Raw genomic sequence first — 24,477 nt, 5'->3', positions numbered from 1 at the left:
CCCGTCAGACCTGCGCCACAACCTTTTCCTGAGCGCGCGTTAGCCGGGCCATCAGTTTCAGATCCTGCTCCCGCAATTCGAGTGCTGCATCGGCCCAAAGCTCGGTTATCCGGTACAATTCCGCCAGCTCCAGACCCCAGGCGACTTTCATCGCCCGGCGCCCTGCAACGAGCCCCGAATGCCTGCGAACCGACTTTTTGAGAAAAGCCCGGCAAGCCTCCTCACCCTCGCCATCCTCTGCAAGATGATGAACTAGCCCCAAATCGTACATTTCCTGAGCGGAGTAGGTATCGCTCGAGACAATCAGGCGATCCGCCTGCGCGCTGCCGAGTTTCCGGCTGAGCAAGGCATGCGCGCCCATACCGGGAAACAGGCCGAACATGATCTCGGGCAGACCGAATGTCGCGCTCTTCTCCGCGATGACATAATCGAAACTCAGCAGGGCCTCGAAGCCGCCCCCTAGAGCAGCGCCTTGCACTAGACCGACCGTCAGGATTGGCAGGCCGAGAGTTTCGATATTTCGATGGAGAATCTGGCAGCAGCGATGGCCATATTCGACGAGACCGTCACGATTGCCATCCAGAATTAGCTCGCGGAACAGCGCCAGATCCCCGCCGTAGCAGAACACGCCCGGAGCCTTGCTCCCCAAAACCAGAAACTGGAGCGGCGCTTTGCCCTCCCCGAAACCGGCAGCAACCCCGGATTGCCACGCTTCGAAATCGCCCAGCATGGGCGGGGTAAAGCTGGGCCGACCCTTGGGACGCATATACGTCCACAAAGCCTGCGTTTCCGGCTCGTAAGCCAGTTCCAATTCGTTCAGTTGAAGCAATTGCTGCGGCATTCCTGCGGGTAGTGCCGAAGCGTTCACCGTTGAGGGTCCTGTCGAAGGGTGTGCGTCATCGTCTGCATTGTCGACAATAATGCTATCTTCGAATTCCTTATCCAATCGATCCATTGCGCGCGTCCCGTCAGCTTGACAGCTGTCCCTGCCCACCGTGGTAGGCAATTTACAACTTATTACGCAAGGCTGGATTTCCGCTGGGCGGCGATGATTGTGGACAGTCCCGCCATGAAACGGAATCGTCAGCTGCTGGGCTGGATAAGCCCCAGTGACCGGTCCAGCATCATCAGCTGCCACAGCGCCCGGCTGTTGTCCGAGCGTCCACTGATGTGATCCTCCGCCAATGCGGCGATACGATCCGTGTCAAACCAACCGGTTCGCGCCAAAACACCGCTTGTGGCAATCGCCCGCGCTTCCTTCGCCAGCGGCCCCCGGAACCATTGGGCGAGCGGTGTTACAAAGCCCATTTTTGAACGATAGAGGATGTCTTTGGGAAGATACCGCTCCATCGTGTGTTTGAGCAGATATTTGCCCTGCCTGCCCTTGATCCGGGCGCTGTGCGGCAATCCAGCGGCGAATTCGATCAGGCGATGGTCGAGCAGCGGCTCGCGCGCTTCCAGACTCGTGGCCATGCTGGTGCGATCGACCTTGGTCAGAATGTCGCCCGGCATCCAAAATTTCAGATCGGCATATTGCGCCCGGTCCAGCCCGCTTTGCGCAGGGGCCTTCTGCATCATTGCGATGAACGGCTGTTCCGCGCGGTAATCCCCCAGCGAGCGCTGCATTGTGTCGGTATACAGCAGGGTGCGCTGTTCCGGAGCCATGGCGGACAGACCCCGCGCATACCCCTCCTCACCGCTCTGGGCGAGCGCCTGAAATGTCGACTTGGCACGCAGGAATTGCGGGGCCCAGTCCGCTTTGGGCCATACGCGTCCAAGCGTCCCGAACACCGGCCCGCGAAGACCTGCGGGAAGCAGAGACCGCGCTTGTTCTTCGCGTGCATGAAATACCTGCCTGCGATATCCGGCAAACGCCTCGTCCGCTCCGTCGCCGGACAATGCCACGGTGACATTCTCGCGCGCCAATTGGCACACCCGCCAAGTCGGCAGCGCTGACGCATCGGCAAAAGGCTCGTCGAACATCCCTGCCAGCGCATCCAGCGCGCCGAAATCATCGGGATCGACAATGCGTTCGCGGTGATCGGTCGCGAACAATTGCGCGACTTTTCGGGCGTGCAAAGTCTCGTCCAGCGCAGCAACGTCGAAACCGATGGAGCATGTATTCACCGGCGAATTGCTGTTTTCCGCCATTAGCGCGACCACGCTGGAGGAATCCACACCGCCCGACAAAAACGCGCCCAGCGGCACATCCGACACCATCCGAGAGGTAACGCCTTCGCGCAAATGATGGAGCAACTGAGCCGACAGATCAGCTTCGCTGCCCGTGTGACGACGGCTGAAATCGACATCCCACCACTGCACCGGCTTGGCCGCAGCTGCATCATGACGCAGCAGGCGGTAATGCCCGGCAGGCAGTTTCTCCACGCCCCGCAGGATCGAACGGTGATCGGGCACGTATCCCCATGCGAGGTAATCTTCGACCGCCAGTGGATCGATATCACGTCGCAGCAAAGGATGCGCCAGCAGACCTTTCAGTTCGCTCGCAAAGGCCAGGCTCCCATCGCTCAGTTCAGCGGTGAACAGCGGCTTCACGCCCAGCCTGTCGCGCGCCAGAAACAGCGTGTGGTCACCGTGATCGTAAAGCGCGAAAGCGAACATGCCGTTGAACCGGCGCAGGCAATCGGGGCCCCATTGCTGCCACGCGGCCAGAATGACTTCGGTGTCGCCTTGAGTCTGGAATTGGGCCCCGCGCTCCGCCAGCTCGGCGCGCAGTTCCTGAAAATTGTAGATCTCGCCATTGAAGACGATGGTCACCCGGCCATCGGCCGAATGCATCGGCTGCGGAGAGCCTTCCAGATCGATGATCGACAGTCGGCGATGCCCCAGCCCTACCCCTTGCGCGGTCCACACTCCCGAACCGTCCGGCCCGCGATGGGCCAGCGCGTCAGTCATCTGCCGTACGCGGGCGGGATCGACGGGCTTGGGCGTGCCGATATGAAAGAGACCTGCAATGCCGCACATGGGAATGCTCGCTAAGGCACTGCGAGGAACTGGTCCATCCACGCGTCCTGCGGACCTGTGGACCGGCGAAACGCGTTGATAGCATCCAGAGCGGGCATCCCGTCCCGGTCCTCCGCCGAAACAATCAGCGTCAGGGTCGGCCTCGGCGAAAGCAATAGCTTGTCGCGCATGGCTTCCAGTGTCAGCCGGGAGGCGCTCGCTGTGGTCACATCGCCGATACGCCAGCTGGTTTCGGTCAGGCGGCGGATACTGCCGAGCGCGAACAGATAATCGGCTTTTGCATCTGCGCGCGTCGGCCCGCCGCGAAGCCAGCGCCAATCGGTTTCGGGCATGAGCGCCCCCTCGCCTTGCGCGGCGGGATCACGGCCATTGCCCTGCGCAGCATAGGCAGCGGCGAAAACATCGACCCGCTGGCCTTGCGCATCGATGTAGCTGGCGAGCAGGCGCTGATCAGCTCCGCTGGCGCGCGGTTCCCATTCAAGCGCCATGTCCGGCGAGACTTGTGTCCAGCCCGCCACTGCGGGCGCTTCGAACGTCTCGGGAAGGTCGGCTTCCAATTGCGACGCCAGAGCGCTCCAGATACCAAAACCCAGCACCAGCGCCGCAAAGCCGCCCGCGATCGCCTTGGTGCCGCCCCGCCCCTTCTCGAACACATTGAACCACGGGGAACGGGCCAGCGCTTTCCCGTCCAGACCCGGCTCTTCCGGATCGCGGTCAAAAAACCGCCAGCCTGCGCCCAGGATAAGAACCAGCACGATGGCGAAGAACACCCAGCCATAAAAAATGTGGTCGAACCCGGCCGCGAATTCGATGCCTTGCGACTGGGCGATGTAAATCGTGCCCCATGCCCGCACGCCATTGGCGATTACCGGAACGATGATGCAGGCCGCGAAAAACGCAATCCGGCGCGACCAGCGGGTGAAGCAAGTTTGCGCCACCAGCACGCCCAGCGCGATCATCGCGACGAGGAATTTTACCCCGGAACAGGCCTCTGCCACTTCGAACAGGCCTGCAGGCGTATCGATAAACACTCCGTCAATCACCGCGGGAATGCCGCTGAGACGCGTAAGCCAGATCACCACATCGGCGGTGATCATTTGCAAGGTCGGCACCAGTTCGTCACCGAACGGGACGAGGAACACCATATAGGCCAGCGGGAAAAATACGCCTGTGGCCACACGGGGGCCGAGAATGGCGATCACGCTCATCTGGAGCGCACCGACTGCGCCGGCCTGGGCCACTATATTCACGCCCGCCAATTCGCCGAGCAGCCATACGAACAGCGCTCCTGCGACCAGCACCAATCCGGGGAGCCATGCTTTCGGCTGGAGGTGCGCGAGCTCTTCCCGCCGGACCCACACCAGCCACCCTACGATGACCGGCACGAACAAAATATGATTGTAGGTGGAGATGTTCCACCACTGGATCGCCATTTCGACCCATGCGCGGGCGGTCAGAAGCATGAGCGCGGCCCATGCCAAGGCTAGCTGCGCGAGAGGCATCTTCCAGGCCACAGGCAGGCGCGCGCGCCAATTGCCGCTGCGCACATTGTCGAGTGTTAGCTCAGGCGGCATCGCGCATCGCTCCACCGACAATGTCGGACAGGGGGGCAAGCATGGCGTCCCAGCCCTGCTCCTGAATGACAAATTTGCGGGCCTCAGCGCCCAGCCTTTCGGCCTCGGCAGAGTTGGCCTGCAAGCCCATTACCGCTTCCACGATGGTATCATCGTCTGGCGCAATCACGAAGTGCTCGCCATCCACCGCATCGATCCCGGTTGCAGCCTCAGGCGAAAGAATGACCGGGCGCGCCATCGCCATCGCTTCCAGCACCTTGTTCTGGATACCCCGCGCAATCGTGAGCGGGGCGATGACCATATCGGCGGATTTGAGGAACGGCTTCACATCGGGCACTTCTCCCCAGATGCGGATACCCGGCTCGCCATCGCGCGCGGTGAGCGCAGCAACCGGCGCACGGCCGACACAGTGAAATACCGCATCGGGCAGCGCTTCCCGGATGCGCGGCATCAGCCCATCGATCATCCGCAGCGCAGCGTCGATATTCGGCGCGTAATCCATCTGCCCGGTGAAGACGAGATTGGGACCGGCGGTTTTTTCCAGCTCCGGCTGAACAGCAACCTTGGCCGGGTCGAAAGTGACCGTATCGATCCCGTTTCGCAGCGCGGTGATCCGCGCACGATCCGGACGCTCCATCCGCGAGGCAAGCAAAGCCGCTTCGTTGTCGCTGATCAGGATGGTGGTGTCGGCCCGGTGGGCAAGACGCTCTTCTTCGCGGGCCAGCAATACGCCTTCGCGCCGGTCGATAAAGGCGCGTGCACCGCCCTTCTCGCCATAGGCCTCGAACTTTGCAGAATCGACATCGCACAGATCAATGACCACGCGCCCGCGATAGTCAGCGGGAACATACTGTCCCATCTGGCCCGAAAATACGAAGATAGCGTCGATCGCATGGCGGGCCAGCGTATCACGCAAAAAACCATGCAAGCGCGCGTGATCGAAGGCCGTCAGGCTGACAGGCTTACCGGAAAGCACCGCTTCGACACCTGCCAGTGGCAAAGGCTTGCTTCGCTTGATCAGGCAATGGCTTGCCGCCACGGCGGCCAACTCGCTCTCGGCAGCCATATCGGCCGCAGATTCGCCAAAGGTCGCGACATGCACCCGGTGCTCTTTCGCCAGATGGCGCAGCAGATGGTGCGAGCGGATCTTGTCTCCGCGATCAGGCGGAAACGGGATCCTGTGCGAGAGGAACAGGATATCGCCCATCAGGCGAGCCCGCGAGCGATGGGCGGTCCGATAAGATTGGCGATGGGTACAGGAAGCTTTTTCCACAGCGCGATCTTGCGCTGATAGGCTTCGCTGGTGGGATCGACGTCGCGCGCCTCCACGCCGTCGGCAGACCAGCTGGAATAACTCAGGGGCTCAGGCTCGAAGCCCCAGTTCTTCTTGAACGCATAGGGTCCGCTGCCCGTTTTGCTGCGCCCGAAGTCGAAGGCGATGCAGCCCTTGCGGCGAGCATGACACATCAGCTCGTAATACATCACTTCGTTGGCGCGCAGGGTGCGGGCATCCCAAACGCCGCCGCCCCAATAGGGCATGACATCCCCGCGATGATACAGCGACAGCACGCTGGCCACAGGACGATCCCCGTCCCACACAGTCAAAATGTCGGCATCGTCTTCGAAAGCATCCAGCACTGCATCGAACAGGCTGCGTGGGAACACCGGCGTGCCCAGATTGCGGACGCTTTCGGAATAACACGCATAATGCGCGGCGCGGTCGGACTCCGTGACGCCAGTCGTGATCCGCAGCTCGTTCTTCAGGCCCTTGCGCACTTCGGCACGCGCCTTGCGCGGAATGGCCAGCAATTGCGCCTCATCATCCTGCGCAAGCTCGCTGCGGAAACCGCAATGGCTGTCGGTCTGGACACTCCAACCTTCGGGAGCATCGCCGCCGCGCAATTCGACGGACGCACAGGACCGGCGCGCCGCCAGTTCCTGAGCCGCTCGGGCGAGGCGTCTGGCCGTGCGGGGTTCGCTTGCAACGATACCGCCATCCACAGCAAATCCGCTGGACGCGAGTGCGCTGGGAAAGAGCGGAGAATGCACTTCGGTAAGCGGCAACCACCCGGTCACTGCCCCGCCCCGTTCGGCAATCAGGCCCAAAGCTTTCTGCCCGGCCCCGCGCTCCACGGCGCACAGCCAGCGCGGCAGATGAAACGGCGACGCACCATGCGCAAAGACAAATTGCTCGATCCGCGCAGCCTCGCCCGGGTCGGACAGGTCCGCCAGCGTCACGGTTTCTTCACACAGACCAAACGGCGCATTCATGCCGCCAGCTCCTTCGCGAGCGGTGCTTCACGGTGTGCAAGCATGTCCATGCGGCCCCACTCGAATTCATGCACCAGCTCGCCCAGCTTGCCGGCCATCTTGTCCAGATTGGTATAGTGCCGCAGGCGTGATTTGACCGGCGCGTTTTCAACACGCGGTTGTTTCGGATCGATCTCCCAAGGGTGGAAATAAAAGATCGCCGGGCGTTCTTCACGCCGGTTGACCTGCCGGATGGCCCATCGGCTGAAGGCATAGGGCAGCACGCGGAAAAACCCGCCCCCGCCAGCAGCCACACGCTTTCCACCAAGAATGGCCGTGGTCACCGGAATCTCGATCAGGTCCGACCATGGCAGCGGGCGGAACGCAAATCTGGGCGCCTCACGCCAGCCATAATGGTCATGCGTAATCGGCGCGACGCTGGAGGAATAGGCATAGCCCTGCTCGGCCAGCTCCATATATGCCCATGGCGTGCGCTGATCGATGGAGAAGCTGGGCGCGCGGTAGCCGGTAATCCGCTGGCCCGACGCATCTTCCAAGATCATCCGCGCCAGCTTCAGATCGCCGGCAAATTGCTTGCGGTCGAAGGTGAACACGCGTGCGTGGTCATAGCCGTGGCTGGCCAGTTCATGACCGCGCTCGACAATGCGCCGCATCAACGGGCCGTTGCGCTTGGCCACCCAGCCAAGCGTGAAAAATGTCGCTTTCACATCGGCGGCATCGAACAGGTCCAGAATGCGCAGGACATTGTCCTCCACCCTGCTGGCAAGGCTGTCCCACTCCCCGCGTTCGATCACATTCTCGAACGCGCCGACCTGGAACCAGTCCTCGACATCGACAGACAATCCGTTGACGATGCGGGGCTTATTGACGGCAACTGCCTGCATGGAAATGTGGACCTTCCCGGACTAGGCGGCGCGGCGATCGTCGCGTTCCATCCATTCGATCAGAATGGTGAGAACGTGGCGAACCGATTGTTCCTGTTCGTCGACACGGGCCTCCAGAGCGGCAATCCGGTGCGACAGATCGGCGGGCACAGCAGGCGCATCGGCCAGCTCGACCACGGCCTGTTGCAGTTCGGCGATTTGCGCATCGCGCGATGCCAGCATGGCTTCGACCTGATCCACATCCACACGCGGGGCGTGGTTGAGCGGTGCAGGCGCAGAAACTGCGGGCTCGGGCTTGGCCATCGGTTTCGGCGCGGCTGCAGGGAACGTGCTGTCGCTGACCATTTCTTCCATCACGGAAGACAGCATGGACGCATCGATCCTGGTGCGCTGCTCCACCGCGCCCAGCAGCAACAGCCGCGTGACGATCTGGTTGACCCGGCGCGGGATCCCGCCCGTGGCCTGATACAGCTCTGCATAGACCCGTTGATCGAAAGCCGGATTGCCTTCCCACCCGACACATTTCAGGCGGTGTTCGACATAGGGCTGCAATTCGGCGGGCTCCATCGCATCCAGATGATGCGCGGCAATGACCCGCTGGCGCAGCTGCTCCAGCTCCTCATGGTTTGCCAGCGTGGCTTTGAATTCCGGCTGACCCAGCAGCAGCAATTGCAGCAGCGGATGGCTGCCCAGCTGGAAGTTGGAGAGCATCCGGAGCTCTTCCAGCGCTTCCACCGAAAGATTCTGCAATTCGTCCACCGTCAGCAGACACCGGCGACCGGCGCGCGCTTCCTCATGCAGAAATTCCTCGATCGCACCCAGCGCGCTGGCCTTGTCATGGCCGTCAATGTCGAGGCCAAAGCTCTGCGCCACAACGTGGACCAGCTCTTCCCCGTCGAGATTGCTGGTGACCACTTGGCCGACAGTCAGACGCTCCGGGTCCACCTTGTTCATCAAATGCGCGACCAGCGTGGATTTACCCGCGCCAACCTCGCCCGTGATGACGATGAAGCCTTCACCCTGAGCCATGCCATAGCCGAGATAGGACAGCGCCTTGCGGTGCGTCACGCTCTCGAAATAGAAGGCCGGGTCCGGCGTGAGCTGGAATGGTCGTGCCGTCAGGCCGTAAAAGTCATCGAACATATCTGTTCCCCGATCAGAAGTCGTAGCGCAGGCCGAACAGGGCGGAGGCGGTCGTCAGATCCTCCGCTGCCAATTCGCTGTCGAGATGATCCACAGCCACCGCAGCGCGGGCCGAGAGGCCCTGCCAGATGTTGCGGTTGTACGATGCGGCTGCGCCCAGAACTGTCGCGTCGCCGCCCAGTCCGGTGCCGTTGTCGATGTAATTGACGTAAGCGTTCGTGTTGAAACCGGCGTTCCGGCCGATCGGTCCGCTCACGAATGCCGTGGCGTAGTAGTTTTCGTCGGTCAGGCCGTCGGCAGCTGCCAGAACGGTGTTCTGCGCGGCCAGGAAGGTCCGGCGATCATAGCCAAGCCCCACCCCCGCGGTAAGCCGTCCCAGTTGCTGCGAGTAGTTCGCTGCCACGCCGCGGCTGCGATAGACCGAGCTGCGGATGGAGCCGAGCGCGCCGTTGAGGCACCCGCCGCCCTCTGCGCCCGATGTACAGCCATTGAAATCGCCTGTGAGCGGATTGCGTCCGGCGGTGAAGTTGGTCGACACCGCGGCCAGCAAATTGGTCAACTGACCACCAAAGCCGACCAGCGAATCGTAGACCGACACGCCCAGCGAACTGCGCGAGTCGGGCGCATAGGAGAAGGTGCCGTAATAGGTATCGCTGTCATAGCGGCGCCCATAGGAAGCCGTCAGCGAGGTGCGCGAAGACGGACGCCAGACCACACCGACATCCCAGATCAACCCGTCTGTTTCAAAGGCGATCTGGCGCGGTGCGTTGCCGTCGGTCACGAAACGTCCGCTGGAATCCACGATCGGATTGCCTGCCGCATCGCGGGCGACATCGCGGCTGGATACTTCGACGTCTTCATAGCCGATCCCGCCGGTAACCGCGAAGGACGGTGTCAGCGGCACGGTCACACCTGCGCGCACATTCAGATCACGCACGCGCTGGTCGAGATTGGAAATGTCTTCCTGATAGGCACCGCCGGAAACAGCGAGACCGACCGGCAACACATCAGCGGGCTTCAGCGCGACACTGGCCGTGGCCGAGTGCACCGTGCTGTCATCAAAGATATCGACCGGAGCCCCGCCCCCGTCGAGCGGAACGACATCCGGCCCTTCGACACGGTTGTAGCCGAACAGATATTGCGCAGAAACCTGCGCTGCCCCGACCTGCGTGGCGAGCGTTGGCCCGCCATAGACGGAATAGATCTCGCTTTCGGTGTCTTCGCCGATACCTTCAATCGAATTGAAGGTCGAGGAACCGCTCTGGCCGACGCTGGTCCGTGCGGCCAGGGCCCCGGCTTCCACCGTCAGAACCTGCGGCACCACCGAAGTGTAACCACGCGCGATACCGGTGATGGTGTCGCTGTCGACAGCGGCATCGCCGTATCCGATATTGCGCTCGTAGCGCACCGAGACAGAGCCGCCGTTGTTCCGGCCCTGCACCGATGCATCGACGCCAGCCGCAAGCTGCGTGTAAGTGACAGTATCGCTGCCGGGCGAAAGCTCCTGCAGGACAACCTGACTGGCCTCGATATAGGGGGTGATACGCGCGCGCTGGCGGGTGTTTTCCGGCTCGGCGCGGCCGCCGAAGGGCTCGGCAGACTGGCTCGAGCCGCCGCCACCACCGGTGACTTCGTCATTGCCATAATATTGCGCTTGCGCGGTGGCCGGAATGGCCAGAGCGACAATCGCGGCGGAAAGCATGAATTGGGCGCGCATAGTTCGTCCCCTTACTGGTAATAGGACCCGAAGCGGCGACCGCTCGGGCTGAAATTGGTGGCGTTCAAAAGCAGTTTGATGTCCTCACAGGCGGACAGCAGTTGATAGGCATCTTCCAATGCGCTGCGCCCTGTCTGGTCGGCGCGGGCGACGAGAATGCCCTGCCCGACATGCTTGGCGAGTTCTGCGGCAGCCGACGCGGCAAGCGCGGGCGGCGTGTCGAAAATGACGATCCGGTTTGGATGTCCCTGGGTCAGGCGATCGAGCACTTCGGCGGTCCGGCTGCTGGCCAGATACTCGCTGTCGGTGGTCGACTGGCTGCCGCTGGGAAGGACCCAGAGATTGCCGATATCGGTCCGCATGACGTGGTCTTCGACGTGGCAATTCTCGTCGGCCAGCGCGTCCATGAAACCAGTGCCTGCCGGTATGCCGAGCGTTTCGGGCAAGCTTGGCTTGGCGAAATCTGCATCGACGAGAAGAATCTCGAGATCCTTTTCCGCTGCCAGAGCGATTGCCAGGTTGACCGCACAATAGGTCTTGCCCTCGTCCGGATGGGGCGAGGAGATCAGAATACGGCGGGCCAGTGATGTGCCGGTTTCACGCGCAGTGCCGAGCACTTGACGCTTCACAATGCGGAATTCCTCCAGCAAAGCGCTAACTTCGCCATCGGGATCGATCAGGCCCTGATCGCGCAGAAGTTCGCGGTCAACATTGAATGGCTTGCCGCGAAACGGCGTTGCATGCCCCGGCGCATCAATGGTGGCAGGAACGTTCGATGTTTGAGTCGCTGGAACCTGCGAGGTTACCTGCGGACTGGCCGCGCCTGGCATTTCCTCGTTCATCAGCTTGGCACGCACCCGTGCAGCCAATGTTTCCAGATCGGGCATCTCCTGAGCGGGAGCCGGTGCGGGCGCAGCTTGCGCTGTTGCAGCCGGGGATGCCGTAGCATCCTTGCGCTTCACCGGGCGCGCACGTTTCATCGGCGCATCGGCCAGCTTGCCGGGCATGGGGGCCGGGCCGAATTCGCTCAGGCCAAAGGCACCGCTGGCGCGTTCGAACAGCGAGCTATCGCCGCCGCTGCTTTTTTCTGGCTCTCCGGGGAGCGGGATTTTCTTATGTTCGGTCATTGTCTGATCCCCCTCACGCTACCGTGCCAACCTGGACAAACTCGATTGCCAGCAGGATCGCGAAGACCCCGGCGAGAGCAGCGGATGCGGCGTAGAACATCTTCATTTTGCGGGCCTCGATTGCGCGCTGCCCATCAGTCATGGTGCGCGAAATGGCACCAATGACGGGCAGCTCCAGCGCCCGTTCGAGCGAAGCCGTCGTGCTGAAGGTCGATTTGATCTGGCTGAGGCCGAAGGCCGCGCCGACTCCTGCACCCAGACCCACAATCAGGACACCCAGCAGCAACAGGGGCCGATTGGGCGCTGCCGGTTTGCGCGGCAGAGCAGGCGGTACGATAACGTCGAATTTGAACGAGCTGCGCTCGCTCTCGACCTGACCACGCAGCTTCATTTCCTCGCGGTCCTGCAGCAGATCGTCATATTTGGTCTTCAGCACTTCATAGTCGCGGCTGATGCGCTGGGCCTCTGCGGCCAGAGCCGGCTCACTTGCCTGATCGGCAATCAGGCTGGACATGTCCGCCTGCAGAGAGGCCTTGCGGGCCATGAGGGCCTGAACATTGGCCTGACGCTCGGCGCGAATGGAAACCAGCGAGCTGTAGGCCGGATTAGGCGAGCTGGTGGAACGACTCGTCTGCGGACCTTCGGCAGCCGCCTGCTGACGCAGGAGGCCAACTTGCCGCTCTGCAGCGATTACATCCGGGTGGTTGCTGGTCAGACCGCGTGCACGCAAACCGGCAAGCTGGGCCTGAGCCTGCGAGAGCGCCGCTGATGCAGAACCCTGCGGCGACTGGATCGGAGGACCCTGCAGCGTCTCCGGCGTACCGGCGAGCTGGCCCTGAATGGCAGCCAATGCGCTTTGCGCCGCTGCCAGATCGGCATCCACGCCGCGCATTTCCGTGCGCAGTGCGCCGAGCTTAGTGGAAATGGCAGCCGCGCCGCCAATCAGTTCGGGATGCTCGGCCTCGAAGGCTGTACGGCGGGCTTCGGCCGCTTCCAGCTCGGTCGCGCGTTCGGCCAGCTGCTGGTCAAGAAAGACCACCGTTTCGGCCACTTCGCCGCGATTACCGGCAATGTTTTCCTCGCGGAAAATGTCGATCAGCTTCTGCACCACATCCTGCGCAAGGGCAGCGTTTTGCGCATCGGAAAGATGCCCCTTGCCGATGGTCGCGGTGATTTCGAAAAGATTGTCTTCTTCGCTCGTGATCGAGACGTCTTCGGACAGGCTGCCAATCTCGCGCTCCATCTCGCGCGGAGTGGAGACGCCCTCGCCCAGCTTCGTGGAGCGAATGACCTTCTCGAGATTCTCCGAACCCGCCAGCGTCTGTTTGACGCGCGCGATGTCGGTCTTGTCACTACCGGCAATACCGATCTGCTGGGCGAGCACGTCGTCCAGCTGAATGAAAATCTTGGATTGGGCTTCGTAGCTGTTGGGGATCATGGCCACCACCAACCAGCCGAGCAAACAGATCGCCCAGGCAACACCCAGCACCAGCCACTTGCGGGCCCATGCCGAGTATACTGCCGATCGGAGCTCGTCGAAAACTTCGTTCATGGTCAGGAGCGCCCTTAGAAATTGCTCTCGGGAATGATGATCACGTCACCCGGACGCAGCATCACATTGGCTCGGCTGTCGCCGCGCTTCAGAAGGTCGGAAAGCCGCAGACCGTATTCGGTCTGACGCCCGGCCCGCGGGTCGAAACGGATCAGCTTGGCCCGGTTGCCGGCGGCAAATTCGGACAGCCCGCCGACCGCAATCATCGCGTCCAGGACCGTCATATTTGCGCGGTACGGGATCGAAGCCGGCTGAGCGGTCGCCCCGATGACGCGGACCTGCTGGCTGAATGTGCCGGCAAATTCGGTCACGATGACCGAGACAATCGGCTGCTCGATAAACTGGGAAAGCTGAAGGCGGATATCTTCCTGCAGCATTGCCGGGGTCTTGCCCACAGCAGGCATATCGGTGACCAGCGGAATGGTGATGCGCCCGTCGGGCCGGACCTGAATGGCCTCTGCACCCAGTTCCGGGTTGCGCCACACATGGATCGACAGCTTATCCAGCGGGCCGATCACATATTCCTGGCTCGGACCTTCCTGAGCAGCCACAAATGCCGCTGGCGGCAGTTCGGGACCGCCCCCTGCGCCGGCGCAGCCCGCCAGTGCCAGAGTGGAGACGACCGACGTCGCCAGAACTTTCGAGATGCGGATGTACGACATCGAAACGCTTCCTTGGTCAAACCCGTGAGGAGCGCAGCATTCCGGCTAGTCCGGATACACTGGTCCCCGCGATTTGGAGCGTTTCTCGCCAAAAAGGGTGAACATCTCGTTAGTTTTCGGCGGTTTTCGGTGGGTTATCCCGATACGGGACATCAGACCTGTAAAGGTTAAGCGAGCGTTTCCCTTGCCGGACCCTGCCCGAGAAAGGCCGATGGGGATGCTGTGGCGCCATAAGCACCGGCGCAAAACACGGCGACCAGGTCGCCAACTTCGGCGCGCGGCAATTCGGCCCTATCCGCCAGTCTGTCGAGCGGCGTGCACAGGCAACCGACCACGCTAGCCATATCATCCACCGGCGAAGAAAATCGGTTGGCGATGGCGACAGGATAGTTGCGCCGGATCACCGTTCCGAAATTGCCCGAGGCCGCCAACTGGTGATGCAGACCGCCATCGGTGATGAGAAAAGTCTCCCCGTGGCTGTCCTTCCGGTCAACAATTCGTGTGAGATAAACTCCTGCAAGACCGACGAGATAGCGGCCAAGCTCGATACACAGATGCGCATTTTCCAGTGATTCCGGCAGCTCGGCAAAGCGCTCCGACAGGGCTGCGCCAATGGCTGAAACATCCAGTTCCTCGTCGCCGGGAAAATAGGGAATGCCAAAGCCGCCGCCCATATTGAGCTTGGTCAAGGCCTCGCCGATATCCACCGCGATCCGGTCCGCCAGAGCCAGCACATTGGCCTGCGTCTCGATGATCGCCTCGGCCGAAAGAGCCTGAGAGCCGGTATAGATATGCAGCCCGCGCCAATCGGCTCCGGCTGCTATCAATTCCCGGCCTAGCGCTGGCACACGCTCGGCATCGACACCGAATTGCTTGGCTCCGCCGCCCATCTTCATGCCCGAACCCTTCATATCGAAGTCAGGATTCACGCGGATGGCGAGCCGCGGCGTGACACCCAGCCGGTCGGCAATCGAGAGCGCCCGGCGCCCCTCGTTTTCGGATTCGAGATTGAGCGTAACGCCAGCAGCTATAGCCGCTTCCAGTTCCTCGTCCCGCTTGCCCGGCCCTGCGAAGCTCACGCGCGAAAGATCCAAACCGGCGGCGCGCAGGATTTCCAGCTCTCCGCCCGACGCAATGTCGAAACCATCGACCAGCGGAGCCATGTGCCGCAGCACCGGCTCGAAGGGATTGGCCTTAACCGCGTAATTGATGCCCAGCCTCTCCGGCATTGCATCACGCAGCATGGCCATCCGCGCGGTCAGGCGATCGCGCGAATAGACGAACAGAGGCGTCCCGCCCGCCTCCTCGACCAGCGCAGATGCCGTCTTGCCCGCAATGGCCAGTTCACCATTCACGGTTTCGTAGCCAGCAGGGATCGGACCAAGCGGTTTGGGTTTCACACTCATGTCCCGATCTCCCGCGCAAGCGCTGTCCTGTCCAGCTTCCCGTTGGGATTGAGCGGCATTTGCTCGCGCCAATGGATAACCTGCGGCTGCATGAAATTGGGCAGTTCCTTGGCGAGAGCCGCAGGCAGCTGTTCCTCGCCGTCTGCAACACCAGGTTCGGCCCGCACGACCAGGTGGACTGCATGGCCCAGCCGGTCATCCTTCACCCCCAGCGCAACCGCCTCTGCGACAAAACCAGTGGCAAGCGCCGCTTCTTCCACTTCCTGCGGGCTGATCCGGTTGCCCGCGCTTTTGATCATCGCATCACGCCGCCCGACAAAATGGAGCAGGCCCTGCGCATCGCGCCGCACACGGTCTCCCGACCATACGGCGGTCCCGCCATAGTGCGAGGCGGCGGGCGCAGGCTTGAAGCGCTCGGCAGTCCGCCCGGCGTCCTGCCAATAGCCTTGCGCGACCAGCGGCCCGCAATGCACCAGCTCCCCTTCTTCATCGGGCGCGGCCACTTCGCCGTCATCATTGATGACCAATATCTCCGCGAAAGGAATGGCGGTGCCCATCGAAGTAGGATTGCTGTCCACCAGTGCGGGATCGAGATAGGTCGAGCGAAAGGCTTCGGTCAGACCGTACATCGGAAAGAGCCGCGCATCGGGAAAGATTGTCCGGAGCTCGCCCACCAATTGCGTGGTCAGAGCTCCACCGGAATTGGTCATGCGCCGCATCGGGGCGACGGCTTCTGCGGGCCAGTCGGTTTCCGTCAGCTGGACCCAAAGCGGAGGAACAGCAGCGAGTGTTGTAACCCCGTGTTTCGCACAGGCCTTCACCACATCGCGGGCAAACAGATAATCGAGCGGGACGACACTGGCCCCGGCATACCATGCATTCAGCAGCTGGTTCTGGCCGTAATCGAAGCTGAGCGGTAGCACGCCCAAAACCACATCATCGGCGGCCATGCCAAGATAATCCGCCACGCTGACAGCGCCCAACCACATATTCGCATGGCTCAGCATCACCCCCTTGGGCCTTCCGGTGGAGCCGCTGGTATAAAGGATCGCCGCGAGGTCATCGGGATCGTGCGAGGATGGTGCCATGGTGCCGCCAAACGCTTCGGCCGCGGCCCACGCTTCCTTCTCATCCATTATCTGGCAGGATGCGGGCGCATCGCCCTCCTCCAGTGTCTTCAAACGCGCCGCCGTCCCCAACAGCATCACCGGCTCGCAATCGCCCAGAATATGCGCAACCTGAGCGCGCTTCAGCAGCGGATTGATCGGCACATGCACCAGCCCCGCCCTCGCACAGGCGAGCGGCAGAAGACATGTAAGCTCCCCCTTCGCGGCCCAGCTGGCCACGCGCGCGCCCGTATCCGGCACCTTATCGGCCAGCCACGCCGCCAGCAGGGCAACACGGCTTCTTAATGCCTGATAGGTAAGCGTGCCCGCACGCAGCGTAAGCGCAGGGTCGTTATCGGCCCCGCGCATCGCCAGATGGTCGAGCGGTTGTGCTTGGATGTCAGGCGTATGCTGCATGGATACGGAGAAACGTCCTCGTGAATGCGATTGCTGCCAGCTATCACGACAGGGTTAACGTCTTGCAAGGGACGCGTGCATTTGCCTCGTCCCCTTTCGACCGGCCAGAGTGGTTTGCGCTGCTGGCGCAGAATGCCCGCCCATTGGTTGCGATGGCAAGCGAGGGCGACGCATTGGCAGCAATGGCGCTGAGCGAAGCCAATGGCCGGATCGAGCCCCTGCGCAATTGGTATAGCTTCACTTGGCGTCAGCTTGCACCCGATGGCGCGGAGGGCGATCGGTTGCTGACCGGCATCGCGCGCCATCTGCGCAGTCGGTCGCACCGCGTCACGCTGTGGCCTGTGCCCGACGAGGACGGTTCTGCTTCTCGGCTAGAGCAAGCGTTTCGCAATGCGGGATGGAATGTCCTTCGCGAGCAATGCGACCACAATCACATACTGCCGGTTAAAGGCCGCAGCTTTGCCGAATATTGGGCCAGTCGCCCGGGCCGGATGCGCACCACGCTCAAACGCAAAGCGAAGAAGGTCGAGGTGCAATTGCTGACCCGGTTCGATGCGATGGCGTGGGATGCCTATGAGGCGATCTATGCCGAAAGCTGGAAGCCGGAGGAAGAGACCCCCGGCCTGTTGCGCGCCTTTGCTGAGCAAGAAGGAGATGCTGGCCGTATCCGGCTGGCGATTGCCCGACATGACGGTGAACCGGTCGCGGCGCAGTTCTGGACCGTGGAAGACGGCAGCGCCTATATTCACAAGCTCGCCCACCGGGAGGCGCACAAGGCCCTTTCGGCGGGCACTACGCTCAGCGCTGCCCTGTTCGAGCATGTCATAGACACGGACGGCGTGTCGCTGATCGATTTCGGAACCGGCAATGATCGCTACAAAGCCGACTGGATGGAGGAAGTTCGCCCGCGCTATCGCATCGACTGCCTCGATCCACGCCAGGCCGCCGCGTGGCCCCCGCTGGCAAAGCGCCGGATCGCCAGCATTGCGGCGCGCCTTGCGCCCAAAGCCGCAGAAAGCTAGGGAGCGGCCCACTTTCGACCGTGGGTGAATAGCCAGCATGACCGACCAGTCCGCTCTCCCAAAGAACAATTCCCTGCGCAGCCGCGCCTCTATCGACAGCGACCTGCGCAGCATTTTGTGCGACGTGCTGGGTCTCGATGTGGACGAGGTCGAGACCTTCGACGCCGATACCGGCCTGTTCGGTCATCTGCCGGAGCTCGATTCCATGGCGGTCGCCGGACTGCTGACCGAGATGGAAGACCGTCTGGGCATCATGATCGAAGATGACGATGTCGATGGCGAAATGCTGGAGACCTTCGGCGGCCTGCTGGCCTTTGCCGAAGCCAAAGTCGCGGAAAGCTAAGCACCGCCATGTTTGCGGTCTGGCCCTGCCCCCTGCCGGGTGGTGAAACCGCAGAGGAAAATGTCCGCCTGTTCGATGCGGCACGCGATCAACGCCTGCTGGTTATCCCTCCGCTGTTTGATGAACACAACAAGCTGCGCCATCAGTTGGTGGAGGTCATGCGGCGGCTGGATATGTCGGGCATCGACAGTTTTCTACCCGATCTGCCGGGATGGAACGAAAGCGCCCTTCCCCTTGCCGGGCAATCATTGGCCAGCTGGCGAAACGCCGTCGAAGCAGCAATCTCGCATTTTCGTGCGACACATGTGCTAGCGGTGCGCGGTGGCGGGTTGCTAGTGCCGGCTACAATCCCCGGCTGGTTGTATGGCCCCGTGGCAGGCAAGCAATTGCTCCGTTCCATGCTTCGCGCGCGGGTCATTTCCTCGCGGGAAGCAGGCACGGAAGAGAGCGCAGAAACACTGTCTGAAATTGCCCGCAGTGGCGGGATCACACTGGCCGGATGGAGCATCGGCCCGGACATGTTTGCCGAGCTCGAAGCGTCCGAAAAACCGGTGCCAGAGAACCTTGTAATCATCGAACAATCCTCCGTCGGCGGGTCTCCCCTATGGCTGAGGGCAGAGCCCGATTATGATGCGGCGCAGGCAGACACGCTCGCGGCGCTGATTGCTGATGGCATCTTGGACACGGGGCCAAGCGCATGAGTCGCCTTCACCTTGCCTTCGGCTGCGGAAGCTCCAAACTCGCCGGTACGCTCGATACTGCGCCCGCCAAGACCGGCCTGTTGATCGTAAGCGGGGGAAATGAACTGCGCTCCGGTGCGTTCTCGGGCCAGGCCCATATGGCTGCGCGGATGGCCAAGGCTGGCTTTCCCGTCTTCCGATTTGATCGCCGGGGTATCGGTGACAGCGAAGGCGACAATCGCGGCTTCGAGAAAAGCAAGAAGGATATCGCCGCCGCGCTGGAGGCGTTCCGTGCGATAACGCCAACAATGGAGAAGGTAGTCGGGCTGGGGAATTGCGATGCCGCGAGCGCGCTGATGCTGGCGGCCGGCGCAGGTTGCGACGCGCTGGTCCTCTCCAACCCATGGACCATCGAACAGTGGGAAGATGCTGGCGAATCGATCGATCTGCCGCCCGATGCCATCCGCGCGCGCTATCTGGCCAAGCTCAAGAACCCCCGCGCATTGTGGCGGCTTGTCAGCGGCGGAGTGGATCTGCGCAAGCTCGCCGGGGGCTTGCGCGGTTCTGTCGGGAAATCCGCCACGCCGAGCGGCTTGGCCGAGAGAATGCGGCACGGCATCGCCGACTATCAGGGGCAGGTGCATTTTCTGCTGGCCGGCAATGACCGCACAGCGCAGGCCTTCGCGGCATCATGGCCGAAAGGCGATGAAAGGGTTCATCGGTGTGAGGGCGCGAGCCACGCCTTCGTCGAGGAACACGCCCGCCAATGGTTCGACGATCAGGTTCTCGCTGCTCTGCGCTCAGCCTAGCGCACAAACAGGCTGGCCAGCTCCACATGGGTGCTCCAGCGAAATTGTCCGACCGGGCGCAATTCCTCGCACCGGAAGCCTGCTTCGATCAACGCCTTCGCATCCTTCGCCCAGCTTGCCGGGTTGCAGCTGATATAAACCACCCGCTGCACATCGCTGGCCGCAATCTGAAATACCTGCTCTCTCGCACCGGCGCGTGGCGGGTCGAGCAGGATTGCATCAAAGGCGGAGCATTCCTTCGCGTCCAGCGGATTACGGAACAGATCGCGGTGGGCGTATTCGATCGGGCGCGCTGCACGCCGTGCCGGGACATTGGCCGCCAGCACGACATCGCGGGCAGCCTCTACCGCAACGACCTGCGTCTCCCCGTTCAAGGCGAAGGCGAAGGTGCCTAGCCCCGCGAACAAGTCTGCAATCCGCGCGCAGCCGCCAAGCCACTCGTTTGCCGCTGACACCAGCGCGCTTTCTCCATCTCTGGTAGCCTGCAAAAAAGCGCCCACAGGAAATGGCACGATTGCCGTGCCCAAAGTGACGGTGGCAGGTTCCGGCTCCCACACAGTTTCGGGGCCATATCCGTGATCGACGCTCAGCCGCGCCAGACCATGGTTGCGGGCAAAATCCAGCAGGCCTTCAGTCTGTTCCAATCCTTCGGGCACCGCGCCTTTGAGACCGAGATCGACGCCCTGATCTACCAGTGTCAGCGAGACGTCGCCCGCCCGTGCTTGCGGCCAATTGGCCAGCATTGTCCGGATCGGGGCGACCAATGCGAACAGATCGGGATGCAGGACCGGGCATTCCTTCATATCGACGATCTTGTGCGATCCGCCTTTCCGGAAACCCAGCACGATCCGCTTGCCCGCGCGCTGGAAATGGAGGGTTGCGCGGCGTCGGGATTGCGGCGGCGAGAGATGCGGCGGGGCGACCGTTTCGGCAGTGATCCCCTGCCCCTCGGCTGCCAACACCACCCGGTCTCGCACGAATCCCGCAAGCGCTTCCTCATCGGCATGCTGCAATTGACACCCGCCGCATTTGGCAAAATGTCGGCAGGCGGGGGCAACATGATGCGGGCCATGCTGCAAGCTGCCATCGGGCAACAGGATATCTCCTGTCACCGCGCCCTTGGCATGGCGGCCGTCAGCGGTGATGCCGTCACCGCGCGCGGCGATGCGGATGATGGTGTCGGGCTTGGTCTCGGTCACAGGCAGGCGGCGTAAGCGTCTTGCAGCGCCGCGACCAGCCCGTCGGCCGAAAAAACCGGACCGGAGAGCCGAGCGGCCTCGCCATGAAGCCACACTGCTTCACGCGCGGCCTGACCCGAAGGAGTGCCGGTTGCAAGTCGGCTGGCGATCAGTCCAGCCAGCACATCGCCTGTTCCTGCGACCGAGAGCCACGGGGTTGCGGGACGGGCGATGGCGGTGCCGTGCCAGTCCTGTGCGATGATGGTATCGGCCCCTTTGGCAACGACGGTGGAATGCGTCGCTTGCGCAATGGCCTGAGCCTTCAGGGCCTTCTCGGGCGCGCCTTCGCTTGATTGCTGCGCGCAACCATACGCTTCAAGCAAGGCTACCAATTCCCCTTCATGCGGCGTCAGGACTAGCGGATCCGGAAGCTTGGGACCGAATTCCGGTCCAATCCAATGCAAAGCATCGGCATCCAGCACTGTCGGCACATCGCGTTTCAGGCCCAGCACATGGGTCAACCGGCCCTTCGCCTCCTCATCGCGCCCCAGCCCCGGCCCGATGACAATCGCGGCAATTCGGGCATCGCCCAGCGCTTCCTCCAGAGGGCGATTGTCGACCACGATACTGTCTGGCAGGCCCTGCGGTGCATCATCGCAAAGCAGCTTCACATATCCGGCACCCCCATGCTGCGCCGCCCGCGCACAAAGCTTTGCTGCACCGGGCATCGCACCCGCGACCACCGCCACCAGCCCGCGTGTGTATTTGTGCGCCTGCGCAGAGGGTCGCTGCAAGGACGGCTTACCGATCAGCTTCGAAGTGTCTTCGCCGATATCCAGACCGATATCGACCAGCACGCGCCGTCCCATCACCGCCGCACAAGGCATCGCCCAATGCGCCCATTTCCAAGCGCCCAGCGCCAGAGTGATGTCATACGGAGCGAGGCCATGGAACAGACGCGCATCGTCGCTTGCCAAGCCAGAGGGCAAATCCACCGCAATATGCGTGGAGTGCGTCCCGCGCAGATCTTGCACCAGCGCCCACAATTCGTCTGACAGCGCCCGATTTTGCCCGGAGCCAAACAGGCAATCGACAAACACCTCAGCAGCGCGCGCCTCGCCCTGCGGAACAATCGCGCCGGCATAGCCCGAGCGCGCCTGCTTCGCGCTGTCGGTGGCGGGCTCCATTGGAGCGACCACCGCAACATCGCAGCCCCTCTGATGGAGCCAGCTCGCAATCACATAGCCGTCGCCGCCATTGTTGCCCGGTCCGCATAGCACGGTGACACTGCGCCCGGCGGCTACGCGCCAGACCCATTGGGCGGCGGCGTTGCCCGCGCGTTGCATCAATTCAAATGGAGGCAAGCCAGCGTCGAACAGCGCCTGCTCGGCCGCCTGTACCTCGGCGACCGTCAGGACCGGATCACGACCCTGCATTGTCCGCCGGATCAGCGCCTGCCGGATCAGCGCCTGAGGGTTCTGCCTCGCCTTCCGCAGTCTCGCCGGTTTCCGGAGCCTCGTTCATCCGGCGCGCCGGGAAGCGGTAGCGGTCACTGCCCACTGTCAGCTCCAGCGTATCGCCCGCCAGACTGCGCGCAGCCTGGTCCGCCCCGTCAAAGGCGGTCAGCCCGCTGCCATCGCTGGCGAGGGTAAAGCGCCGGAAACCGCCACCGGGATGATGCACCACGAGCACGGCTTCGCCATCGACCTCGGTACGCTCGACCGGGCACTGCGCGGCATATTCGCTGCCGACACCGATCGCGCACTCGACGATTTCCGCACCGGGTTCCTCGATCGGATCGGGCGCAGGCGGCGGGGCATCACTGCCACAGGCGGCCAGCATGCCAACAGGAGCGATCAGGGCGAAACTAGATATCCGCATAGACATGACTTTCCGCCGCAGCCCCGGGATGCGTGAGTGCCCCCTTATATGCCGGCCCGACATTTTGCGCATAACGCCACAAGGCCCCTGCACCATAATCGTTGCGATGCGGTTTCCAGTCCTTGCGGCGGACCTCCAGTTCGGCTTCGTCGACCAGCAGATCGATCGTCCCTGCTTCGGCATCGATAGCGATCATATCGCCATCCTTGATCAGCCCGATGGGTCCGCCCGCAGCGGCCTCCGGCCCGACATGACCGATGCAGAACCCGCGCGTCGCGCCGGAGAAGCGGCCATCGGTGATGAGCGCCACTTTTTCGCCCATTCCCTGACCGTACAGCGCTGCAGTGGTGGAGAGCATCTCGCGCATGCCCGGGCCGCCCTTCGGCCCTTCATTGCGAATGACTACCACGCTGCCCTCGGCAATATTGCGCGCTTCGACAGCGGCAAAAGCATCTTCCTCGCATTCGAAAACCTGCGCCGGGCCGGTGAATTGCAGCCGCTCCATCCCCGCGACCTTCACAATAGCGCCTTCCGGGGCGAGCGAGCCCTTGAGCCCGACGACACCGCCGGTGGGCGTGATCGGCGTCTTCACATCGTAGAACACCTTCTGGTCGGGGTTCCACGTGATCTCATCGATATTCTCGCCCAGAGTCTTGCCGGTGACTGTCATCGGTTCGGGGTTGAGGAAGCCGCCATCGAGCAGCGTCTTCATCGCCATGTAGACGCCGCCCGCCTCGTGCATATCCTTCGCGACATATTTCCCGCCGGGTTTCAGATCGGCGATGTAGGGCGTGGATTTGAACATCTCGGCCACGTCGAACAGGTCGAAGTCGATACCCGCCTCGCTGGCCATTGCGGGCAGATGCAGCGCGGCATTGGTCGATCCGCCGGTTGCCGCCACGACCCGTGCGGCGTTCTCGAAGGCTGCGCGGGTGCAGATATCGCGCGGGCGTAGGTTTTTCTCCAGCAGCGTCATCACCTGCTTGCCCGCTGCAATCGCCACTTCCTCACGGCTGCGGTTGGGTGCGGGGGCCATATTGCTGTTCGGCAGGGACAGACCGATCGCCTCGCCGACGCAGGCCATGGTGTTGGCCGTGAACTGGCCGCCACAGGCACCGTGTCCGGGGCAAGCGACTTTCTCCAGCGCGGTCAGGTCTTTCAGCGGACAGTTTCCGGCGGCGTGCTGGCCCACCGCCTCGAAAACGTCGACGACGGTCACGTCTTCGCCGCGATAAGTGCCGGGCAGGATCGAGCCGCCGTAGACGAAAATACTGGGCACATTCAGCCGCAGCATAGCCATCATCATGCCGGGCAGGCTTTTGTCGCACCCGGCAAAGCCGACCAGCGCATCGTAGCAATGCCCGCGCACCGACACTTCGACCGAGTCCGCAATAACTTCGCGGCTGACCAGCGAGCTCTTCATGCCCTGATGGCCCATAGCGATACCGTCGGTAACGGTGATCGTGTTGAACCGGCGCGGCATCCCGCCGCCCTGCTCTACGCCTGTCCGGCAGACATCCGCCTGCGCATCCAGCGTGGTGTTGCAAGGCGCGCTGTCATTGCCCGCGCTGGCCACGGCCACGAAGGGGCGCGCGATCTCTTCCTCGCTGAGGCCCATTGCATAGTAATAGGACCGGTGCGGCGCGCGCTCCGGCCCGACCGACACATGGCGGCTGGGCAGCTTCGATTTGTCGAACTTGGCGGTCATGCAGTGCTTTCCCTC

Annotated in this window: 21 protein-coding genes; 4 read left to right on the top strand and 17 right to left on the bottom strand. The window is 62.6% G+C overall.

Features of this window, described 5'->3' with window-relative positions; translation table 11 throughout:
* Positions 1–4: 4 nt before the first annotated feature.
* The 13 genes from ACFCW2_RS11740 to ACFCW2_RS11680 all read right to left on the bottom strand — a co-directional run bounded on the left by ACFCW2_RS11740 (position 5) and on the right by ACFCW2_RS11680 (position 16,841).
* Positions 5–955: a crotonase/enoyl-CoA hydratase family protein gene (locus ACFCW2_RS11740; RefSeq protein WP_379546604.1), complete on the bottom strand. Its 951-nt coding sequence runs from the start codon at positions 953–955 to the stop codon at positions 5–7.
* 128 nt (positions 956–1,083) lie between these two features.
* A complete protein-coding gene (locus ACFCW2_RS11735) occupies positions 1,084–2,982 on the bottom strand; it encodes an XrtA/PEP-CTERM system amidotransferase (protein WP_379546602.1) in 1,899 nt (632 codons plus the stop codon).
* An 11-nt stretch (positions 2,983–2,993) separates the two neighbouring features.
* Positions 2,994–4,556, bottom strand: a complete 1,563-nt coding sequence (xrtA, locus tag ACFCW2_RS11730; protein ID WP_379546601.1) for an exosortase A — start codon at positions 4,554–4,556, stop codon at positions 2,994–2,996.
* Positions 4,546–5,763, bottom strand: coding sequence for a TIGR03087 family PEP-CTERM/XrtA system glycosyltransferase (locus tag ACFCW2_RS11725; RefSeq protein WP_379546599.1), 1,218 nt, complete (start codon positions 5,761–5,763; stop codon positions 4,546–4,548). The genes xrtA and ACFCW2_RS11725 overlap by 11 nt, the downstream gene beginning before the upstream one ends.
* Positions 5,763–6,827, bottom strand: a complete 1,065-nt coding sequence (locus ACFCW2_RS11720; protein ID WP_379546597.1) for a FemAB family XrtA/PEP-CTERM system-associated protein — start codon at positions 6,825–6,827, stop codon at positions 5,763–5,765. The genes ACFCW2_RS11725 and ACFCW2_RS11720 overlap by 1 nt, the downstream gene beginning before the upstream one ends.
* Positions 6,824–7,711 (bottom strand): XrtA system polysaccharide deacetylase, encoded by an 888-nt coding sequence (locus tag ACFCW2_RS11715; RefSeq protein ID WP_379546595.1) that lies wholly within the window; start codon positions 7,709–7,711, stop codon positions 6,824–6,826. Before ACFCW2_RS11715 ends, ACFCW2_RS11720 begins: the two co-directional genes overlap by 4 nt.
* Before the next feature lie 21 nt (positions 7,712–7,732).
* On the bottom strand, positions 7,733–8,854 hold the full coding sequence (locus tag ACFCW2_RS11710) for an XrtA/PEP-CTERM system-associated ATPase (protein WP_379546593.1): 1,122 nt from the start codon (positions 8,852–8,854) through the stop codon (positions 7,733–7,735).
* A 13-nt stretch (positions 8,855–8,867) separates the two neighbouring features.
* A complete protein-coding gene (locus ACFCW2_RS11705; protein ID WP_379546592.1) occupies positions 8,868–10,571 on the bottom strand; it encodes a preprotein translocase subunit YajC in 1,704 nt (567 codons plus the stop codon).
* Positions 10,572–10,582: 11 nt separating this feature from the next.
* A complete protein-coding gene (locus tag ACFCW2_RS11700) occupies positions 10,583–11,698 on the bottom strand; it encodes an AAA family ATPase (RefSeq protein WP_379546590.1) in 1,116 nt (371 codons plus the stop codon).
* Between the two features lie 13 nt (positions 11,699–11,711).
* Positions 11,712–13,250: an XrtA system polysaccharide chain length determinant gene (locus ACFCW2_RS11695; protein WP_379546589.1), complete on the bottom strand. Its 1,539-nt coding sequence runs from the start codon at positions 13,248–13,250 to the stop codon at positions 11,712–11,714.
* A 14-nt stretch (positions 13,251–13,264) separates the two neighbouring features.
* Complete coding sequence (locus ACFCW2_RS11690; protein ID WP_379546587.1) at positions 13,265–13,912, bottom strand: XrtA/PEP-CTERM system exopolysaccharide export protein; 648 nt, start codon at positions 13,910–13,912, stop codon at positions 13,265–13,267.
* A 167-nt stretch (positions 13,913–14,079) separates the two neighbouring features.
* Positions 14,080–15,318, bottom strand: a complete 1,239-nt coding sequence (locus tag ACFCW2_RS11685; RefSeq protein WP_379546586.1) for a pyridoxal-dependent decarboxylase, exosortase A system-associated — start codon at positions 15,316–15,318, stop codon at positions 14,080–14,082.
* Positions 15,315–16,841 (bottom strand): acyl-CoA ligase (AMP-forming), exosortase A system-associated, encoded by a 1,527-nt coding sequence (locus ACFCW2_RS11680; protein WP_379546584.1) that lies wholly within the window; start codon positions 16,839–16,841, stop codon positions 15,315–15,317. Before ACFCW2_RS11680 ends, ACFCW2_RS11685 begins: the two co-directional genes overlap by 4 nt.
* A gap of 20 nt (positions 16,842–16,861) precedes the next feature.
* On the opposite strand from ACFCW2_RS11680, the gene ACFCW2_RS11675 reads away from it, so the two are divergent.
* From ACFCW2_RS11675 to ACFCW2_RS11660, 4 genes are read left to right on the top strand one after another with little or no spacing between them, the layout of a single operon-like run.
* On the top strand, positions 16,862–17,863 hold the full coding sequence (locus tag ACFCW2_RS11675) for a GNAT family N-acetyltransferase (protein WP_379546583.1): 1,002 nt from the start codon (positions 16,862–16,864) through the stop codon (positions 17,861–17,863).
* 37 nt (positions 17,864–17,900) lie between these two features.
* Positions 17,901–18,206, top strand: coding sequence for an acyl carrier protein (locus tag ACFCW2_RS11670; protein WP_379546581.1), 306 nt, complete (start codon positions 17,901–17,903; stop codon positions 18,204–18,206).
* A gap of 8 nt (positions 18,207–18,214) precedes the next feature.
* Positions 18,215–18,907 carry a hypothetical protein gene (locus ACFCW2_RS11665; protein ID WP_379546580.1) on the top strand — a complete coding sequence of 231 codons (693 nt, stop codon included), beginning with the start codon at positions 18,215–18,217 and terminating at the stop codon, positions 18,905–18,907.
* Positions 18,904–19,695, top strand: a complete 792-nt coding sequence (locus ACFCW2_RS11660; protein ID WP_379546578.1) for a hydrolase 1, exosortase A system-associated — start codon at positions 18,904–18,906, stop codon at positions 19,693–19,695. The genes ACFCW2_RS11665 and ACFCW2_RS11660 overlap by 4 nt, the downstream gene beginning before the upstream one ends.
* Here ACFCW2_RS11660 and ACFCW2_RS11655 read toward each other — a convergent pair.
* From ACFCW2_RS11655 to ilvD, 4 genes are read right to left on the bottom strand one after another with little or no spacing between them, the layout of a single operon-like run.
* Entirely contained in the window at positions 19,692–20,894 is a 1,203-nt protein-coding gene (locus tag ACFCW2_RS11655; protein WP_379546577.1) for a class I SAM-dependent RNA methyltransferase, read from the bottom strand. The genes ACFCW2_RS11660 and ACFCW2_RS11655 overlap by 4 nt on opposite strands.
* The gene (locus ACFCW2_RS11650) at positions 20,891–22,309 is read right to left on the bottom strand and encodes an NAD(P)H-hydrate epimerase (RefSeq protein ID WP_379546576.1); all 1,419 of its coding nucleotides are present in this window, start codon (positions 22,307–22,309) and stop codon (positions 20,891–20,893) included. The genes ACFCW2_RS11655 and ACFCW2_RS11650 overlap by 4 nt, the downstream gene beginning before the upstream one ends.
* Positions 22,296–22,754, bottom strand: a complete 459-nt coding sequence (locus tag ACFCW2_RS11645; RefSeq protein ID WP_379546575.1) for a hypothetical protein — start codon at positions 22,752–22,754, stop codon at positions 22,296–22,298. The genes ACFCW2_RS11650 and ACFCW2_RS11645 overlap by 14 nt, the downstream gene beginning before the upstream one ends.
* Positions 22,741–24,462: a dihydroxy-acid dehydratase gene (gene ilvD, locus ACFCW2_RS11640; protein ID WP_379546573.1), complete on the bottom strand. Its 1,722-nt coding sequence runs from the start codon at positions 24,460–24,462 to the stop codon at positions 22,741–22,743. The genes ACFCW2_RS11645 and ilvD overlap by 14 nt, the downstream gene beginning before the upstream one ends.
* Positions 24,463–24,477: the final 15 nt, after the last annotated feature.

Origin of the sequence: Qipengyuania algicola (genome assembly GCF_042492175.1) — a bacterium.
Taxonomy (GTDB): Bacteria; Pseudomonadota; Alphaproteobacteria; order Sphingomonadales; family Sphingomonadaceae; genus CAJXSN01.
The sequence above is the reverse complement of the archived record's forward strand: the minus strand, read 5'-3'. Positions and strand labels throughout refer to the sequence as shown.

Coding starts and splice junctions, on each gene's coding strand:
- ACFCW2_RS11740 (WP_379546604.1), bottom strand. CDS start 955: ATGGATCGATTGGATAAGGAATTCGAAGATAGCATTATTGTCGACAAT.
- ACFCW2_RS11735 (WP_379546602.1), bottom strand. CDS start 2,982: ATGTGCGGCATTGCAGGTCTCTTTCATATCGGCACGCCCAAGCCCGTC.
- xrtA (WP_379546601.1), bottom strand. CDS start 4,556: ATGCCGCCTGAGCTAACACTCGACAATGTGCGCAGCGGCAATTGGCGC.
- ACFCW2_RS11725 (WP_379546599.1), bottom strand. CDS start 5,763: ATGGGCGATATCCTGTTCCTCTCGCACAGGATCCCGTTTCCGCCTGAT.
- ACFCW2_RS11720 (WP_379546597.1), bottom strand. CDS start 6,827: ATGAATGCGCCGTTTGGTCTGTGTGAAGAAACCGTGACGCTGGCGGAC.
- ACFCW2_RS11715 (WP_379546595.1), bottom strand. CDS start 7,711: ATGCAGGCAGTTGCCGTCAATAAGCCCCGCATCGTCAACGGATTGTCT.
- ACFCW2_RS11710 (WP_379546593.1), bottom strand. CDS start 8,854: ATGTTCGATGACTTTTACGGCCTGACGGCACGACCATTCCAGCTCACG.
- ACFCW2_RS11705 (WP_379546592.1), bottom strand. CDS start 10,571: ATGCGCGCCCAATTCATGCTTTCCGCCGCGATTGTCGCTCTGGCCATT.
- ACFCW2_RS11700 (WP_379546590.1), bottom strand. CDS start 11,698: ATGACCGAACATAAGAAAATCCCGCTCCCCGGAGAGCCAGAAAAAAGC.
- ACFCW2_RS11695 (WP_379546589.1), bottom strand. CDS start 13,250: ATGAACGAAGTTTTCGACGAGCTCCGATCGGCAGTATACTCGGCATGG.
- ACFCW2_RS11690 (WP_379546587.1), bottom strand. CDS start 13,912: ATGTCGTACATCCGCATCTCGAAAGTTCTGGCGACGTCGGTCGTCTCC.
- ACFCW2_RS11685 (WP_379546586.1), bottom strand. CDS start 15,318: ATGAGTGTGAAACCCAAACCGCTTGGTCCGATCCCTGCTGGCTACGAA.
- ACFCW2_RS11680 (WP_379546584.1), bottom strand. CDS start 16,841: ATGCAGCATACGCCTGACATCCAAGCACAACCGCTCGACCATCTGGCG.
- ACFCW2_RS11670 (WP_379546581.1), top strand. CDS start 17,901: ATGACCGACCAGTCCGCTCTCCCAAAGAACAATTCCCTGCGCAGCCGC.
- ACFCW2_RS11665 (WP_379546580.1), top strand. CDS start 18,215: ATGTTTGCGGTCTGGCCCTGCCCCCTGCCGGGTGGTGAAACCGCAGAG.
- ACFCW2_RS11660 (WP_379546578.1), top strand. CDS start 18,904: ATGAGTCGCCTTCACCTTGCCTTCGGCTGCGGAAGCTCCAAACTCGCC.
- ACFCW2_RS11650 (WP_379546576.1), bottom strand. CDS start 22,309: ATGCAGGGTCGTGATCCGGTCCTGACGGTCGCCGAGGTACAGGCGGCC.
- ACFCW2_RS11645 (WP_379546575.1), bottom strand. CDS start 22,754: ATGCGGATATCTAGTTTCGCCCTGATCGCTCCTGTTGGCATGCTGGCC.
- ilvD (WP_379546573.1), bottom strand. CDS start 24,462: ATGACCGCCAAGTTCGACAAATCGAAGCTGCCCAGCCGCCATGTGTCG.